Below are 15,609 nucleotides of genomic sequence, written 5' to 3' on the forward strand. Positions count from 1 at the left end.
GACCTTACGCCTCGACCGGCGCGGTTGTCACGCCGAGATCCGGCAGGCCGACCGAGCGCTTGCCCGAGAAATCGGTGCGCACCACGATCAGGCCGTCCTTCTCCAGATAGTCGAGCAGACGCTGCACGCGGCGGGGCGAACTGGTGCCGTAGATCCGCGCGAGGTCCATGTCGTCCGGGCACGGCTTGCCGTCGATCGCGGCGCGGGCGATCACATAGAACGTCGCCAGCGCATCGTCGGGCACGTGCTTCGACAAGTTGATGAGGTCTTCCCAGCGCGCGTCGTCGGGGTTCTCGATCCCTGCGAGCGCGGCGGCGAAGCCCCGGCGGAACATCGTCGCGTCGAGGCCGCGCACCGAGATGCCCTTCATCCGGCAGCGGATGGTGAAGTCCTGGAACAGCGTGGTCGCGGACTGGAACGTGCAGTCCGGCTCCTCGGCCATCACGTTCATGATCTCGATCATCGCCGCGCGGGTTTCCTCGGCGCCGGGCTCGTTGCGCTCCCTTTCACGCTCGCGTTCGCGGGCCTGCGCGGTGGTGGGTTCGAGCAGTTCGGTCGCGGCGATGCGGCGGGCCAGCGTCTCGGCATCGTCCACACGCGGAGCGGGGCGGTGGAACTCGGGACGGTCCGGCTCGACGTGGAGATTGTCGTGCAGCAGTTCGCGCAGTTCCTCGGTGGTCGCCGTGGGCAGCGGGGCGAGGCCCGGCGTCACCGACTTCGCGCCGGTCTGCACCGTGCCGACGCTGACCGACACCGGCCGCCGCGCGATCGCAGGGCCAAGGCCCAGGAACTGCCCGCGCGCGAGGTCGCGGATCGTCTCGGCCTGCCGCCGCTCCATGCCGAGCAGGTCGGCGGCGCGGATCATGTCGATGTCGAGGAAAGTGCGGCCCATCAGGAAGTTGCTGGCCTCGGCCGCGACGTTCTTGGCGAGCTTGGCAAGGCGCTGGGTGGCGATCACGCCCGCCAGACCGCGCTTGCGGCCGCGGCACATGAGGTTGGTCATCGCCGCGAGGCTGACGCGGCGGGCCTCTTCCGAGACTTCACCGGCGGCGGCGGGGGCGAACATCTGCGCCTCGTCCACCACCACGAGCGCGGGATACCACTGCTCGCGCGGGGCATCGAACAGGGCATTGAGGAACTGCGCGGCACACTTCATCTGCTGGTCGATCTCCAGCTCGTCGAGCGCGAGGACCACCGAGGCGCGGTGCTGGCGGATGCGCGCGCCGAGGCGGGCGATCTCGGCCTCGCCATAGGCGGAGCCGTCGATGACGACGTGGCCGAACTGCTCGGCAAGGCTGACGAAGTCGCCCTCAGGGTCGATCACCACCTGCTGGACGATCCCGGCGCTCTCCTCAAGGATGCGGCGGAGCAGGTGCGACTTGCCGGACCCGGAATTGCCCTGCACCAGCAGGCGGGTCGCCAAGAGTTCCTTGATGTCGATCTCTACCGGCTCTCCGCGCTGGGCGGTGCCGATGACGATGTTCGCGCTCACGTCCGGGCTAGTGCCAAAGCGGGGGCGGGGTGCAAGCGGGGCGGGGCGGTTATCCGGAAAGTTGCTTGCTGTACCTGCGCGCGCTTACGCCGCCACCCCCGCGTCGTTACTCCAACGTCGTCCCCCCACTTCGTCATTGCGAGCGCAGCGAAGCAATCCAGAGCAGTCTCAAGCCGCCCTGGATTGCTTCGCTGCGCTCGCAATGACGAAGTGGGGGGACGAGGCGCGACAAAGGGTGACCGCCCGATTCGCAGCACATCTCGCCCGCCATCGTCCCAAGGTACAATTGGCCCGGCCGCCCCATCGGCCCACATTGCCTGTCGAAACCCCATGGGGGTCAGGTTCGGAGATTTGGGATGCTGGAACAGGCGATTGGCAAATTCGCGGGCGAGTCGCTCATCCGCGAGAAGTTCGACAACTTCATCGGCGGCAAGTGGGTGGCCCCGGTCAAGGGGCAGTACTTCGACAATATCTCGCCGGTGACCGGGCAGGTCGTGTGCCAGGTGGCGCGCGGCACGGCCGAGGACATCGAACTGGCGCTCGACGCCGCGCACGCCGCCAAGGCCGCCTGGGGCAAGGCCTCGCCCACCGAGCGCGCGAACACCTTGCTCAAGGTCGCCGACCGCCTCGAAGTCAACCTCGACAAGCTGGCGCTGGCCGAGACGATCGACAACGGCAAGCCCATCCGCGAGACGACCGCCGCCGACATCCCGCTGGCGATCGACCACTTCCGCTACTTCGCATCCTGCCTGCGGGCGCAGGAAGGCTCGATCGCCGAGATCGACCACGACACCATCGCCTATCACTTCCACGAACCGCTGGGCGTCGTCGGCCAGATCATCCCGTGGAACTTCCCGATCCTGATGGCCGCGTGGAAGCTGGCCCCGGCGCTGGCAGCGGGCAACTGCGTGGTGCTCAAGCCCGCCGAGCAGACCCCGATGTCGATCCTGGTGCTGGCCGAGGTAATCGCGGACCTGCTGCCGCCGGGCGTCCTCAACATCGTCAACGGCTTCGGCATCGAGGCGGGCAAGCCGCTGGCGCAGAACAAGCGCATCGCCAAGATCGCCTTCACCGGCGAGACGACGACCGGCCGCCTCATCATGCAGTATGCGTCGGAAAACCTGATCCCCTGCACGCTGGAACTGGGCGGCAAGAGCCCGAACATCTTTTTCGCCGACGTGATGGATCACGACGACGACTTTCTCGACAAGGCGCTCGAAGGCTTCACCATGTTCGCGCTGAACCAGGGCGAGGTCTGCACTTGCCCGAGCCGCGCGCTGGTGCATGAATCGATCTACGACCGCTTCATCGAAAAGGCGATCGCGCGGGTCGAGGCGATCAAGTTGGGCAGCCCGCTGGACGCCGCGACAATGATCGGCGCGCAGGCATCGAACGACCAGCTGGAGAAGATCCTCAGCTACATCCAGATCGGCAAGGATGAGGGCGCCAAGGTGCTGACCGGCGGCGAGCGTGCCGCGCATGACGGTGAACTGGCGCAGGGCTACTACGTGCAGCCGACCGTGCTGGAAGGCCACAACAAGATGCGCGTGTTCCAGGAGGAAATCTTCGGTCCGGTGCTTGCCGTGACCAAGTTCTCGACCGACGAGGAGGCGCTGGAGATCGCCAACGACACGCTCTACGGCCTCGGCGCCGGTGTCTGGACGCGCGACGGAACCCGGGCCTACCGCATCGGCCGCGGCATTCAGGCCGGGCGCGTGTGGACCAACTGCTACCACGCCTACCCCGCCCACGCGGCGTTCGGCGGCTACAAGCAGTCGGGCATCGGGCGCGAGAACCACAAGATGATGTTGGACCATTACCAGCAGACCAAGAACCTGCTCGTCAGCTACAGCCCGAAGAAGCTCGGCTTCTTCTGATGGACCCAAGCCGCGTCATTGCGAGGCTTCCGGAGCGTGGTGTCGCTCTGGATTGCCGCGGGCCTTCGGCCCTCGCAATGACGAAGGCGGGAAGCAATATCGCCTCTTCCCTTTCGTCATTGCGAGCGCAGCGAAGCAATCCAGGGCGGTATTATCCATGGCTGCAGGCGCCAAGAGCTCTCAACCCGGCGTCCCGCCACCATAACGGCGCCGGATACCTCGAAACGGCGGATGGCCCCCACGCCATCCGCCGCTTTTCGGCGTCATGAGCATGGCCGATCTCCCCCGCGCATCCTCGCCACACCGGCGGCGGAAGAATGGATCGAGCGGCTGCGCGCCATCCACGGCCCGCTGATGTTCCACCAGTCTGGCGGCTGCTGCGACGGCTCCGCGCCGATGTGCTTCACCGAGGGCGAGTTCCGTGTCGGCGCGCAGGACGTGCTGCTCGGCTCGCTCATCGGCAATACCCGCGTCTGGATCGGCGCGGCGCAGTTCGAGTACTGGCGCCATACCCAGGTCACCATCGACGTCGTGCCCGGACGCGGTTCGGGCATGAGCCTGGAGGCGCCTGAGGGCGTACGCTTCATCGTGCGCAGCCGCATCTTCACCGATGAGGAGAACGCGGCGCTCGAAGCGGCAGGTGACCCACTACGGGGCGATGATGCGAACGCGCTTGGCGGTGGGGGCGGTTCGGCCTAGACTTTCGCGCTTGGGTCACGGACCGCACCGAAGAGGGCGGCCGGAAGGAGAGGGACATGCGAATGGCAGCACAGATTCACGACGGTGACCGCCCGCTGGTGGCCTGTGCCTCGCACGCGCAGGACCCGGCTGATGCCGTCGCAGAACTGGTCGAGGCCATTGGCGGCGTGGAACTGGCAGGCGCGCTGCTGTTCTGCTCGCACCGCTACCCGCGCGAGGAACTGGCGCGCGTGCTCACCGCCCGGCTGCCGGGGGTGCCGCTGATCGGCTGCACCAGCGCGGGCGAACTCACCAGCCGGGGCTACGATACCGACAGCCTGCTGCTGATCGGCTTTCCCGCCGCCGGCTTTTCGATGGCTTCGCTGCGGTTCGAGGATCTCGACAACTTCGACCCCGTGACCGCGCAGGGCGCTATCCGCCAGCTCGTCGCGGGGGCGCGGCTGGACCACGGCGCGGCGGACGATCTGCATCAGGTGGCGCTGTTCTTCGTGGACGGCCTGTCGCACCGCGAGGAACTGCTGACGATGACCGCGCAGCATGCGCTGGGCGACGTCCAACTGATCGGCGGCTCCAGCGGCGACGGACTCTCGTTCCGCGAGACGGCGGTGCTGCACGAAGGGCGCTTCCACTCCGACGCGGCGGTGATCGCGGTGCTGACCAGCCGCCGCCCGATGCACGTCTTCTGCGCCAACCACTACCGCCCCGGCCCGGCCAAGATGGTCATCACCGAGGCGGACCCGGAAACCCGCACCGTCTACGAGATCAACGCCGCCCCCGCCGCCGAGGAATACTTGCGGCTTTCCGGCTCTCCGGGCGAGGAACTCGACGTCCACTTCTTCGCCGCGCACCCGCCGATGGTGCGCACCGGCGGCCAGTTCCACGTCCGCTCGGTGCAGAGCGCGAACCCCGACGGTTCGCTGACCTTCTATTGCGCGATCGACACCGGCGTCGTCCTGACCATCGGCGAGCCGGTGGACCGGCTGACCTGGATGCGCGAGCTGTTCCAGTCGGTCTCGCGCAAGGTGGGGGAGATCGACCATATCATCGGCTTCGACTGCGTGCTCAACCGGCTGGATGCCGAGGACCGCCAGATTCTGCGCGAAGTTTCCGACATCTATGTCGAGAACAACGTGCTGGGGTTCAGCACGTATGGCGAGCAGTTCCTGGCCGCGCACATGAACCAGACCTTCAGCGGGCTGGCGATCGGGCGGGCGGTGGATGAACCGGCACGGCCATGACGATGCCGTGCCCCTCCTCGTCATTGCGAGCGCAGCGAAGCAATCCAGAGCCGTTTAAACCACTCTGGATTGCTTCGCTGCGCTCGCAATGACGAAGTGGGTGTGAGGTCGGGAGACGATCATGGCCCTGACTGACCCCGAAACCCGCGACACCGAAACCGCCCGCCTGCGCGCCCGCATCGCGCAGCTGGAGAAGATCAACGCCGCGCTGATGGACCGCGTGGAACGCTCCACCGACATGCAGGGCGGGGCGTTCTCGATGTTCGAGACGGCGATCTCGCTCGACGCCATGGTGCGCGACCGCACCGGCGCGCTGGAAGTCGCGCTGGAGCGGCTCAACACCGTCAATGCGCAGCTCGCCGCCGCCCATGGCGATGCCACCGCCGCCCGCGTGATGCTGCGCGATGCCATCGAGTCCCTGTCGGACGGCTTCGCGCTGTTCGATGCGGAAGACCGCATGGTCCTGTGCAACCGCGCTTACCTGAAGATCTTTCCCAATTTTGAGGGCGTGCAGGGCGATGCGCCCGAATTCGCCGAACTCGCCAGCCGCCTCGCGCAGACCGGCGCCACCATGGGCTCGCGCATGGCACCCGAGCGCTGGCTCAAGGACCGCATGGCGCAGCATCAGCGGGCGCAGGGCGCGCACGTGCAGGCGCTGGCCGACGGCCGCTGGATCCAGATCAACGAGTTGCGCACAACCGAGGGCGGCACCGTCGGCATCTATACCGACATCACCACCGTCAAGGCCGAGGATGCCCGCCAGCGTGCCCGCGAACTGGCCGAACGCAACCTGGCGCTGCAGGCGACGCTGGACACGCTCTCCGAAGGCGTCTGCCTGTTCGACGCCCAGCGCCAGCTGCAGGCGTGGAACGAGGGGATGCTGACGGTGCTGGCGCTGGCCGAGGACGGTCCCCCCATCGACACGCATGAGGCGCTGTCGGGCTGGTGCACCGGCGAATGCGGGCTGGACCGGGTGGAAGCGCTCGACTGGCGCGAGGGCGGCGGCGCGCGTGTCGTCGCCAACTGCACGATGCGCGGGAGATACTTCACCGTCCGTTCGGTATCGCTCAAGAACGGCGGCATGGTCTTCACGTTCGATGATGTGACCGATCATATCCAGTTCGAACGCTCGCTGACCGAGACCGCCGAGACGCTGGAGCGCCGCGTCACCGAGCGCACCGCCGAGCTGGTCGAGGTGAACCGCCAGCTCGTCGAGGCGAAGAACGAGGCGGAGACGGCGAACCGCTCCAAGACCAGCTTCATTGCCGCCGCCAGCCACGACCTGCTGCAGCCGCTGAATGCGGCGCGGCTGTTCGTTTCGGCGATGGACGGTCAGGCCATGGCCGAACGGCCGCGTTCGCTGGTGCATCAGGCATCCACCGCGCTCGATTCGGTCGAGGATTTGCTCGAAGCGCTGTTCGAGATTTCGCGCCTCGATGCGGGGGCGATCCAGCCCGAGTTCGCGGACCTCTCGCTCGGGGCGATCCTATCGGCCCTGCGCGTGGAGTTCGCGCCGCTGGCGAGCGCGGGCGGGCTGGCGTTCACGGTTCCGCATACCGCGCTGTGGGTGCGCTCCGATGCGCGCCTGCTGCGCCGGGTGCTGCAGAACTTCGTGTCCAACGCGATCCGCTATACCGAGCAGGGCAGCGTGACGGTGGAGGTGGTGGAGCAGGGCGCGGACGTCGTCGTCACCGTGCGCGATACCGGGCCGGGCATCGCCGAGGTCGATCGCGACGAGATTTTCGAGGAGTTCCGCCGCGTCGGCAAGACGCAGAAGATCCCCGGCAAGGGGCTGGGGCTCGCCATCGTGCGCCGCGTCACGACGATGCTGGGGCATGGGATCGAGCTGGACACCGCGCCGGGGGCCGGAGCGGCGTTCTCGATCCGCCTGCCGCGCGTCGATGCGGTCGCCCGCGCGGTGGAGCCTGGCGCCGCAGTGGCCGCGCCGCGGGCCGGTCCGGGCGGGCTGGTGCTGGTGATCGACAACGATCCCGGCATCCTCGCTGGCATGGAGGCGCTGCTGGAGAACTGGGGGCTCGACGTCGTGACCGCGCACGATCCCGCCGACGCAGCGGCGCTCGCGGCACTGGAGCAGGGACCGGCGATGCTGATCGTGGACTATCATCTCGACGATCGGCTGACCGGCGACCGGGCGGTGGCGATGCTGCGCGAGAAGGCGGGGCGGATGATCCCGGCGATGGTCATCACCGCCGATCGCGGGCCGGAGACCAAGGCGCAACTGGCCGAACTGGCGCTGCCGTTGCTGAACAAGCCGGTGAAGCCCGCCCAGTTGCGGGCGCTGCTGCGACAGATGGATGTGCTTTAGAGATTTCACCTCAGCCTGTTCGTCATTGCGAGCGCAGCGAAGCAATCCAGAGCGGCTTGAGGCTGCCCTGGATTGCTTCGCTGCGCTCGCAATGACGAGGTCGGGGGATCAGCCTCGAAACCCGGCCTTCCCCGCCATGATCACCGCCTGCGTGCGGCTGAACACGTTCATCTTCTGCAGGATCGCCGAGACATGCGCCTTCACCGTCGTCATCGAGACGTCGAGTTCATAGGCGATCTGCTTGTTGAGCCGTCCGGCCACCAGATGCCCCAGCACCACGCGCTGCTGCGGGGTGAGGGTGTCGATCCGGGCGCGGATCAGGTCTTCCTCGGCCGCCGCGCTTTCGTCGCCGGGGAGGTCGGGCATGTAGATCTCGCCCGAGAGCACCTGTTGCAGCGCATCGACGATCGCCGCGCGCTTCAATGACTTGGGCACGAAACCCGCAGCCCCCGCTGCCAACGCATCGCGCACCACGTTGCGGTCGGTCACGCCCGAGACCATCACCACCGGCGTGGCGGGGAACTTGTCCCGCACTGCCTGCAGGCCCGAAAGGTGCGAGACGTCGGGGATGTTGAGGTCGAGCAGCACGAGATCGACGTCGCCCGCTTCGTCCAGCACCCTGAGCGCCGCTTCGAGGCTGTCCGCCTCGAGGATCGTGCAATCGGGGAAGGCATCGTCGAAGATCGAGCGTAGCCCGTCGCGGACCAGCGAGTGGTCGTCGACGATCAGAACGCGGTCGGGTGCCCCATATTCGCCCATGTTGTTTTCCGTGACGGCGAGTGTTTCCATGTCTTTATCCCGGGGAGGGATGGCGCGCCAGCGGTAACCGGCGCGCCATTTTGGGGTTGCGTTACTTGGGGATCTTGAACACCCAGAGCATGCCGCCCTGGCTGATTTCCTTGAAGGTCTTGGCCACTTCGCCGCCCCACAGCGGCACCGCGCCGCCCCAGCCGGACATGACGCCGACGTACTGCTCGCCGTCCTGCTCCCAGGTGATGGGCGAGCCGACTACGCCCGAGCCGGTCTGGAACTTCCACAATTCCTGACCCGTCTTGGCGTCGAAGGCCTTGAGATAGCCTTCGGGCGTGCCGGTGAAGACGAGGTTGCCGTGGGTGGTCAGCACGCCGCCCCACAGCGGGGCCTTGTTCTTGTATTCCCACACGATCTTGCCGGTCTTGGGGTCCATCGCGCGCAGCACGCCGATGTGGTCCTCGGCGATCGGCTTGATGGTGAAGCCCGCGCCCAGATAGGCCGCGCCCTTCTTGTAGGCGATCGGCTCGTTCCAGATGTCCATGCCCCAGTCGTTGGAGGGGACGTAGAACAGTTCGGTGTCCTTCGAGTACGCCATCGGCATCCAGTTCTTGCCGCCGAGGAACGACGGGCTGGAGAACACCGGCTTGCCCTTTTCGGTGCCGCTCGGCGCGCCCGGACGGCCCGCGTCGATCACGTTGGGGCGGCCGGTCTTGGGGTTGATGCCGTCGGCCCAGGTGGTCTGCATCACGAAGCGATTGGCGGAGATGAACTTGCCGGTCGTCCGGTCGAGCACGTAGAAATAGCCGTTGCGGTCGGCCTTGGCGCCCAGCTTCATCGCCTTGCCCTTGATGGTGGCGTCGAAGGGGATGAACTCGTTCACGCCGTCGAAGTCCCAGCCGTCGTGCGGGGTGGTCTGGTAGTGCCACTTGATGACGCCGGTGTCGGCATCGATGGCGAGTGTCGAGGAGGTGTAGAGGTTGTCGCCGGGGCGCAGGTGGCTGTTCCACGGCGCCGGGTTGCCGGTGCCGAAGTACACGAGGTTGGTGCCCGGATCGTACGTGCCGCCCAGCCAGGTCGCGCCGCCGCCGGTCTTCCACAAGTCGCCCTGCCAGGTGGCGTTGAGCTTGCCGGTCATGCCGTTGGGCTGGCCGTTGAGGGTGCCGATGTGGCCCTCGATCACCGGGCGCTCCCAGATCAGCTCGCCGGTATCGACGTTGCGCGCCTGAACCGCTCCGACGACGCCGAATTCACCGCCCGAGTTGCCGGTGATGACCTTGTCGCCGACGATCAGCGGCGCGGCGGTGGCGGAGTAGCCCGCCTGATAGTCGCCGGTCTTCTTGTTCCACACCACCTTGCCGGTGTTGCGGTTCAGCGCCACCAGATGCGCGTCGAGGGTGGCGAAGATGATCTTGTCGCCGTGGATGGCGGCGCCGCGGTTCACCACGTCGCAGCACGGCATGATCGCGTCGGGCAGGCGGGCGTTGTATTCCCACTTCTTCTCGCCGGTGCGCGCGTCGAAGGCGAACAGGCGCGAGTACGAGCCGGTGACGTAGATGGTGCCGTCATAGACCAGCGGCTGCGCCTCCTGCCCGCGCTGCTTCTCGCCGCCGAGCGAGGAGGCATAGACCGGGAGCAGCTTGGCGACGTTGGAGGTGTTGATCTGGTCGAGCGGGCTGAAGCGCTGCTGCCAGGGGCCCATGCCGTACGTCAGCACGTCGCCGGGGGTGTCGGCGTCCTTGAGCAGGTCGGCGCCGGTCGGGCCATCGGCGGCCGAGAGCGGTACTGCTGCGAGGCTGCTGGCTGCCGTCAGGGCTGCGAGTATATATGTGAAACGCCGCTTCATCCTGTCCCTCCGTTTTTGGGTATTCGGCCGGGGGTGCGTGTCTCGGGAAAATGCCCCCGAACCCCGATCGTCGCCGTGCAGCCTAGGACTGTAAGAGGGGCGGCAAAATTGCACCTTGGGAGGATGGGACAGGTCTTGCGCGAGGGGGCTTCGACAGGCTGCGCCTGACCCTTCGACAAGCTCAGGGTGAGCGGAGGTCGTGTAAACCTCTCCACCCGCTCAGGCTGAGCTTGTCGAAGCCCTGGCGGCGCGCACCTGCCTCCTCCCCTCACTCCTCGTCACCCTGAACTTGTTTCAGGGTCCATCGGGCCGTTGAGACCGGAGGGGGCAAGCCACCGGCCGCGCGTGCGGTTTGCTGTCGCATGTCCTGGGGCAGGCGGCACAATGGACCCTGAAACAAGTTCAGGGTGACGGCGTGTTGTGACGTGAGGGAGGGCTGCGTGGCGTTCCCGGTTCGGGGGCGCCGGTCGCAGTCGGCACCCCCGTCCCCCTCCGGAGCCTTAGGCCGTTTGCGAGGCCAGCGCGGGTTTCCACTCGACGCCGTACTTCGCGAAGATCGCCTTCATGCGGCCGTCCTTCGCCATGGCGGCGAACTGTTCCTCGATGGCGAAGCCGAGGTTGCGGCTGTTTTCCTTCACCGCGATGCCGATATCCCAGCCGGGCGAGAGCATCGCGGGCAGGAAGCCCTTGCGGCGCAGGATGCCCGCGTCGGGCGCATCGTGCAGGGCGGCCTCGATCTGCGCGGTGCTGGCGACGGCGGCGTCCGCCTCGCCCTTGCCGACGGCCATGACCGCCTCGTAGCCGGTGGGGACATGGATCACGTCCTTCGACAAGGCCCCGCCCGCATGGCCGAGCAGGTAGAAGTCGGGGATCGAGTCGAGTTCAGCCGCGATCCGTTTGCCCTTCCAGCGCACCGGCATCGCCTCGCAGTCCGCTGCCTCACCGCAGGCGGCGCCGAAGCTCTCGCGGTAGTAGGGGGCGAGGAAGGTGACGTTGTCCTCGCGCGCCATCAGCTGGCGGTCGAAGGGGACGTGCAGCATCACGTCGCAGGGCTGGAAGCCGAGCAGCCCGCCGCGCCAGATGACGTTGCGCAAGTCGTCGGACAGATCCTCGTCCGCCGTGAACAGCGCGATGTCGGCCCGCACGCCCAGCTTCTCGGCAAGGGCATGGGCGAGATCGACGTCGATGCCGGCCGGCTTGCCGCCATCCTCCCACGACCACGGGCGGTTGTCGGCGTAGAGGCCGACGCGCAGCGCGCCCAGTGCCTTCACCTTCTCCAGCGGCGCGGCCCAGAGCGCGGCAGGCCGCAGGGACGCAAGCGCCCCCACGGCTCCCAGACCCCTGAGGAGGGACCGGCGGTCCACCGCTTATTCGTCCGTGTGCTTGGATTCCAGCCAGGCGCGGATCGCCCAGCCGGCCTTCTGGCCCAGCACGTCGCCGAAGGGCGGCATGTAGACCTTGCCGTCATGCGCCGAACCGTGGCGGAAGCGCTCGACGAACCATTCGTCGCCCGAGGCACCCAGTTCGAGGTAGCGCAAGTCAGGCGCGATGCCGCCGGAAATGGCTTCGAGGCCGTGGCAGCGCGCGCAGTTCTGGCCGTAGGCGGACTGGCCGATGGCGATCGCCTTCTCGTTCTTCGAGTAGGGGTTCTCGGTCTTCCACACGTCGTTGCCGCCTTCGATATCGGGCAGGGCAGAGGTGTCCACCGGCTGCGGCACCACGTCGCCGTGGGCGTAGAGATTGGTGCCGATCGAAAGCGAGGTGATGGCGGCGGCGACGGTCAGGACCGCGCGGCCGATGCGAATGGTCATGGATCAGGTGTCCTCTGCGACTTCGGGTTGCGCTTGGCTTCTCTTCCCGAATGTTGCTTTCGGATAACCTTGGGTCCGGGCGGGTGACCAGTTGGCCAATGGTACAAGACCAAGGTCGCATTGCTGCGGACGCTGGAAGGCGTAGGTTTTGCAGTATGGAGAGAAGCCTGAAGACTTTCGCGCTGGCGCTCTGCGCCCTGTCTGCCGCCCCGTCGCATGCGCAGGATGCCGATGGCGCCGTCACGCGCGCCTATGTCAGCAACGAGCGGTCCTCGACCGTCACCGTCATCGATCTGGCGAGCGGAAAGGCCGTGGCGCAGTGGCCGGTGGGCAAGCGCCCGCGCGGGATCACCATGACGCGCGACGGCCGGTACGTGCTCGTCTGTGCCAGCGCCGACAATGCGGTGGAAGTGCGCGACCCGGCCACCGGCGCGCTGGTGGCCACCTTGCCTTCGGGCGCGGACCCGGAGCAGTTCTTCGCCTCTCATGATGGCAAGCTGCTTTACGCCGCCAATGAGGACGACGGCGCGGTGACCGCGATCGACCTCTCCGCGCGCAAGGTCGCCTGGCAGGTGACGGTGGGCAAGGAGCCCGAAGGCGTCGCCGAAAGCCCGGACGGAAAGTGGCTGCTGGTCACCAGCGAGGAGGACAATTCGGTCGCCTGGATCGACCTCGCCACCCACACCGTCGCCGGGGAGACGGAGACCGAGGCGCGGCCCCGCCATGTCGAGTTCACGCCCGATGGCCAGCAGGTCTGGATCGCGGCGGAAGTGGGCGGGGTGGTGCAGGTCGCCGATGTCGCGAGCAAGGAGGTCGTGAAGACCATCCGCTTCGCCCCGCCGGGTGCGCCGGACTACAAGGTCATGCCCTGCGGCATCCGCTTCACGGCGGATGGCAAGACGGCGGTGGTGGCGCTCGGCCGGGCGGACAGCGTGGCGCTGGTGGACGTGGCGAGCGGGGAGGTGCGCGGCTACGTCAAGGTCGGCGCACGGCCGTGGCATCTCGCGATCCTGCCCGGCGGGGGCAGTGCGCTGGTGGCCAACGGGGCGAGTGATGACCTCTCGCTGGTGGACCTCGCGGCGATGAAAGTCACCGCGACGATCCCGGCGGGCGAGGGGCCGTGGGGCGTGGCGCTCGGACGGTAATCCCTCTTTCGTCAATACCCCCGTTTCGTCATTGCGAGCGCAGCGAAGCAATCCAGGGCGGCGTAAACCGCCCTGGATTGCTTCGCTGCGCTCGCAATGACGAGGTGGTGGGCGGGTGCCATCCTCCCAAAGTACCACTGCCCAAAGTCCAATTTCGCGCCGCCCGCCCCGGCCGCATGGTCCGCCTCAGTCGCAGGAATAGACGACAACTTCCAACGGGGGACGGATCCATGATTTCGCGGATCATTTTACGCGGCGGTGCCGCGCTGGGCGTACTCGCCCTGGCTATAGCACCCGCCTACGCAGGCAGCAGCGAAGCGCTTCTGAAGCGCCTGCACGAAAAGGGCATTCTCAGCGACGAGGACTACACCGAGCTGCTCGCGCAGGAGCAGGCCGAAGCTTCCGCACCCGCTCCAACTCCGGCACCCGCCGCAGCCGCGCCCGCCGGTGACTCCGGCCTTTACGTCAAGCGTACCGAGAGCGGCATCGGCCTCGAAGTCGGCCCGGCGACGATCAAGTTCTCGGGCTCGGTTAACGGCTTCTACGTCCACGACAACCCGGCTACCGCATCGGCCTCCACCGCCGTCACCGGCGGCGTCGCCAGCGTCGGCACGCGCAATTCCAGCGCGGTGCGCAACGGTCTGCTGCCGGGCTTCCTCAAGGTGGAAGTCAGCACGAAGCAGGAGGGCTGGGACATCGGCGCCTTCTTCGGCATGTACCCGGGCATCAACTCGGCCGCATGGGGGGCGCTGGGCGCCAACAACGGCGGCCAGCCGACCGCGCTGGCGACGGCGGGCATCGATTTCCGCCAGACCTACCTGACCTTCGGCAAGCCCACCGTCGGCACCTTCAAGATCGGCCGCGACATCGGCCTGTTCGGGTCGGAGGCGATCCTCAACGACATCACGCTGCTTTCATCCGGTACGCCGGGGGCAACGTGGCGCCGGGCAACACGACGCTCGGCCGCATCGGCGTGGGCTATATCTACACCGACTTCCAGCCGCAGATCACCTATACCTCGCCCAGTTTCGGCGGCGTGCAGGCATCGGTGGGCGTGTTCCAGCCGCTGTCCTCGCTGACCGGCCCGGCGCAGGAGAACTCGCAGCCCGGCTTCCAGGGCAAGATCACTTATGACGCGACGCTCGGCGGCATCGGCCTTCGCGCATGGGCGGGCGGCGTGACGCAGCGCCACAACGAGATCACCGGCCAGAGCTACACCGGACAGGGCCTCGACTTCGGCGGCAAGGTCACAGCGGGTCCGATCACGGCGGTCGGTTACTATTACACCGCCAAGGGCCTCGGCACGACGGTACTGGGGCTGCACGACACCGACGGCTTCGGCAACGCCCGCAAGAGCGACGGCTTCTACCTTCAGGCGCTCGCCAGCTTCGGCAAGTTCGCGGTAGGCGGCAGCTATGGCGAGAGTTCGCTGCATTATGCGAACGCTGCCGATGCGCTGGCCAGTCCGAACCTCGTCGACACCAATTCGAGCTGGGTCGGGCAGGTCCGCTACAGCCTGACCAGCTGGGTCACGCTGATCGGCGAATACACCCATTCGAAGGCCAAGGCGCATTCCGGCAACGAGGCGTCGAGCGACGCCCTCGCACTGGGCGGCATCCTGTTCTTCTGATGCACCGCCTTCGTCATTGCGAGCGACCGCAGGTCGCGCGGCAATCCAGCGGCGGATCAATGCCGCCCTGGATTGCTTCGCTTCGCTCGCAATGACGAACGGAGGGGTAAGTTCGCAGACTTGTTTGACCATCACCCGGAGTCGCAGCCATGATGGAATATCGTAAGTTACCTCCGGAACGCCCGCCCGAAGCGGGGCCGCACAGGAGGCCAGACCCATGAACACCACCCAATACAACGCCGGCGCACGCACGCTGCACTGGCTTATCGCGCTGCTCATCATCGGCAACCTCGCCAGCGGATTGTTGCACTTCGCGATACCCGTCCACAAGGCGATCGGGCTGACGGTGCTGGTGCTCTCGCTGGTGCGGCTCGGCTGGCGCATGGCGTGGAAGGCGCCGCCGTACCCGGCCTCGATGAGCCGCGCCGAAGTCGGCCTCGCCCATGCGGTGCATGGCGTGCTCTACCTGTTCATGATCGCGATGCCGCTGTCGGGCTGGATCATGGCGTCGGCGGGCAAGTACCCGCTGTCGTGGTTCGGGGTGTTCGAGTGGCCCAAGCTGGCGGTCGTCAAGGGCAGCGCGATCTTCAACGCGGGGCACGAATTCCACGAGATCGGCGGCTGGGTGCTGCTGGCGCTGGTGCTCGGCCACGTCGCGGCGGCGCTGCGCCATCATTTCATGCTGAAGGACGGCGTGCTGCGCCGGATGTTGTAACGGTGCAGACCCCACCTCGTCATTGCGAGCATAGCGAAGCAATCCAGGGCGGTCTGCTCGGCCCTGGATTGCTTCGCTAT

Annotated in this window: 11 protein-coding genes and 1 pseudogene; 7 read left to right on the plus strand and 5 right to left on the minus strand. The window is 67.2% G+C overall.

The window, feature by feature from the left end; all coding sequences use genetic code 11:
• Positions 1-4: 4 nt before the first annotated feature.
• Positions 5-1,492 (minus strand): helicase HerA domain-containing protein, encoded by a 1,488-nt coding sequence (locus KZO24_RS00370; RefSeq protein ID WP_008831014.1) that lies wholly within the window; start codon positions 1,490-1,492, stop codon positions 5-7.
• Between the two features lie 356 nt (positions 1,493-1,848).
• On the opposite strand from KZO24_RS00370, the gene adh reads away from it, so the two are divergent.
• The 4 genes from adh to KZO24_RS00390 all read left to right on the plus strand — a co-directional run bounded on the left by adh (position 1,849) and on the right by KZO24_RS00390 (position 7,632).
• Positions 1,849-3,369, plus strand: a complete 1,521-nt coding sequence (adh, locus tag KZO24_RS00375; protein ID WP_271180889.1) for an aldehyde dehydrogenase — start codon at positions 1,849-1,851, stop codon at positions 3,367-3,369.
• 231 nt (positions 3,370-3,600) lie between these two features.
• On the plus strand, positions 3,601-4,068 hold the full coding sequence (locus KZO24_RS00380) for a DUF779 domain-containing protein (protein ID WP_486486700.1): 468 nt from the start codon (positions 3,601-3,603) through the stop codon (positions 4,066-4,068).
• 62 nt (positions 4,069-4,130) lie between these two features.
• A complete protein-coding gene (locus tag KZO24_RS00385) occupies positions 4,131-5,306 on the plus strand; it encodes an FIST N-terminal domain-containing protein (RefSeq protein WP_008832867.1) in 1,176 nt (391 codons plus the stop codon).
• Between the two features lie 121 nt (positions 5,307-5,427).
• Positions 5,428-7,632, plus strand: coding sequence for a hybrid sensor histidine kinase/response regulator (locus KZO24_RS00390; protein WP_370424435.1), 2,205 nt, complete (start codon positions 5,428-5,430; stop codon positions 7,630-7,632).
• Between the two features lie 108 nt (positions 7,633-7,740).
• On the opposite strand, the gene KZO24_RS00395 is transcribed toward KZO24_RS00390, so the two are convergent.
• From KZO24_RS00395 to pedF, 4 genes are all read right to left on the minus strand, one after another.
• Positions 7,741-8,421, minus strand: coding sequence for a response regulator transcription factor (locus KZO24_RS00395; protein WP_271180892.1), 681 nt, complete (start codon positions 8,419-8,421; stop codon positions 7,741-7,743).
• 61 nt (positions 8,422-8,482) lie between these two features.
• Positions 8,483-10,228 (minus strand): methanol/ethanol family PQQ-dependent dehydrogenase, encoded by a 1,746-nt coding sequence (locus KZO24_RS00400; protein ID WP_271180893.1) that lies wholly within the window; start codon positions 10,226-10,228, stop codon positions 8,483-8,485.
• Between the two features lie 500 nt (positions 10,229-10,728).
• Complete coding sequence (locus tag KZO24_RS00405) at positions 10,729-11,592, minus strand: substrate-binding periplasmic protein (RefSeq protein WP_370424434.1); 864 nt, start codon at positions 11,590-11,592, stop codon at positions 10,729-10,731.
• Between the two features lie 3 nt (positions 11,593-11,595).
• Positions 11,596-12,039, minus strand: coding sequence for a cytochrome c-550 PedF (gene pedF / locus KZO24_RS00410; protein ID WP_271180895.1), 444 nt, complete (start codon positions 12,037-12,039; stop codon positions 11,596-11,598).
• A gap of 155 nt (positions 12,040-12,194) precedes the next feature.
• On the opposite strand from pedF, the gene KZO24_RS00415 reads away from it, so the two are divergent.
• From KZO24_RS00415 to KZO24_RS00425, 3 genes and pseudogenes are all read left to right on the plus strand, one after another.
• On the plus strand, positions 12,195-13,184 hold the full coding sequence (locus tag KZO24_RS00415) for a PQQ-dependent catabolism-associated beta-propeller protein (protein WP_271180896.1): 990 nt from the start codon (positions 12,195-12,197) through the stop codon (positions 13,182-13,184).
• Between the two features lie 230 nt (positions 13,185-13,414).
• Positions 13,415-14,814: pseudogene (locus KZO24_RS00420) on the plus strand (porin).
• 217 nt (positions 14,815-15,031) lie between these two features.
• On the plus strand, positions 15,032-15,529 hold the full coding sequence (locus KZO24_RS00425) for a cytochrome b (RefSeq protein ID WP_271180898.1): 498 nt from the start codon (positions 15,032-15,034) through the stop codon (positions 15,527-15,529).
• Positions 15,530-15,609 lie beyond the last annotated feature (80 nt).

The organism is Novosphingobium sp. NFX11 (genome assembly GCF_057376415.1).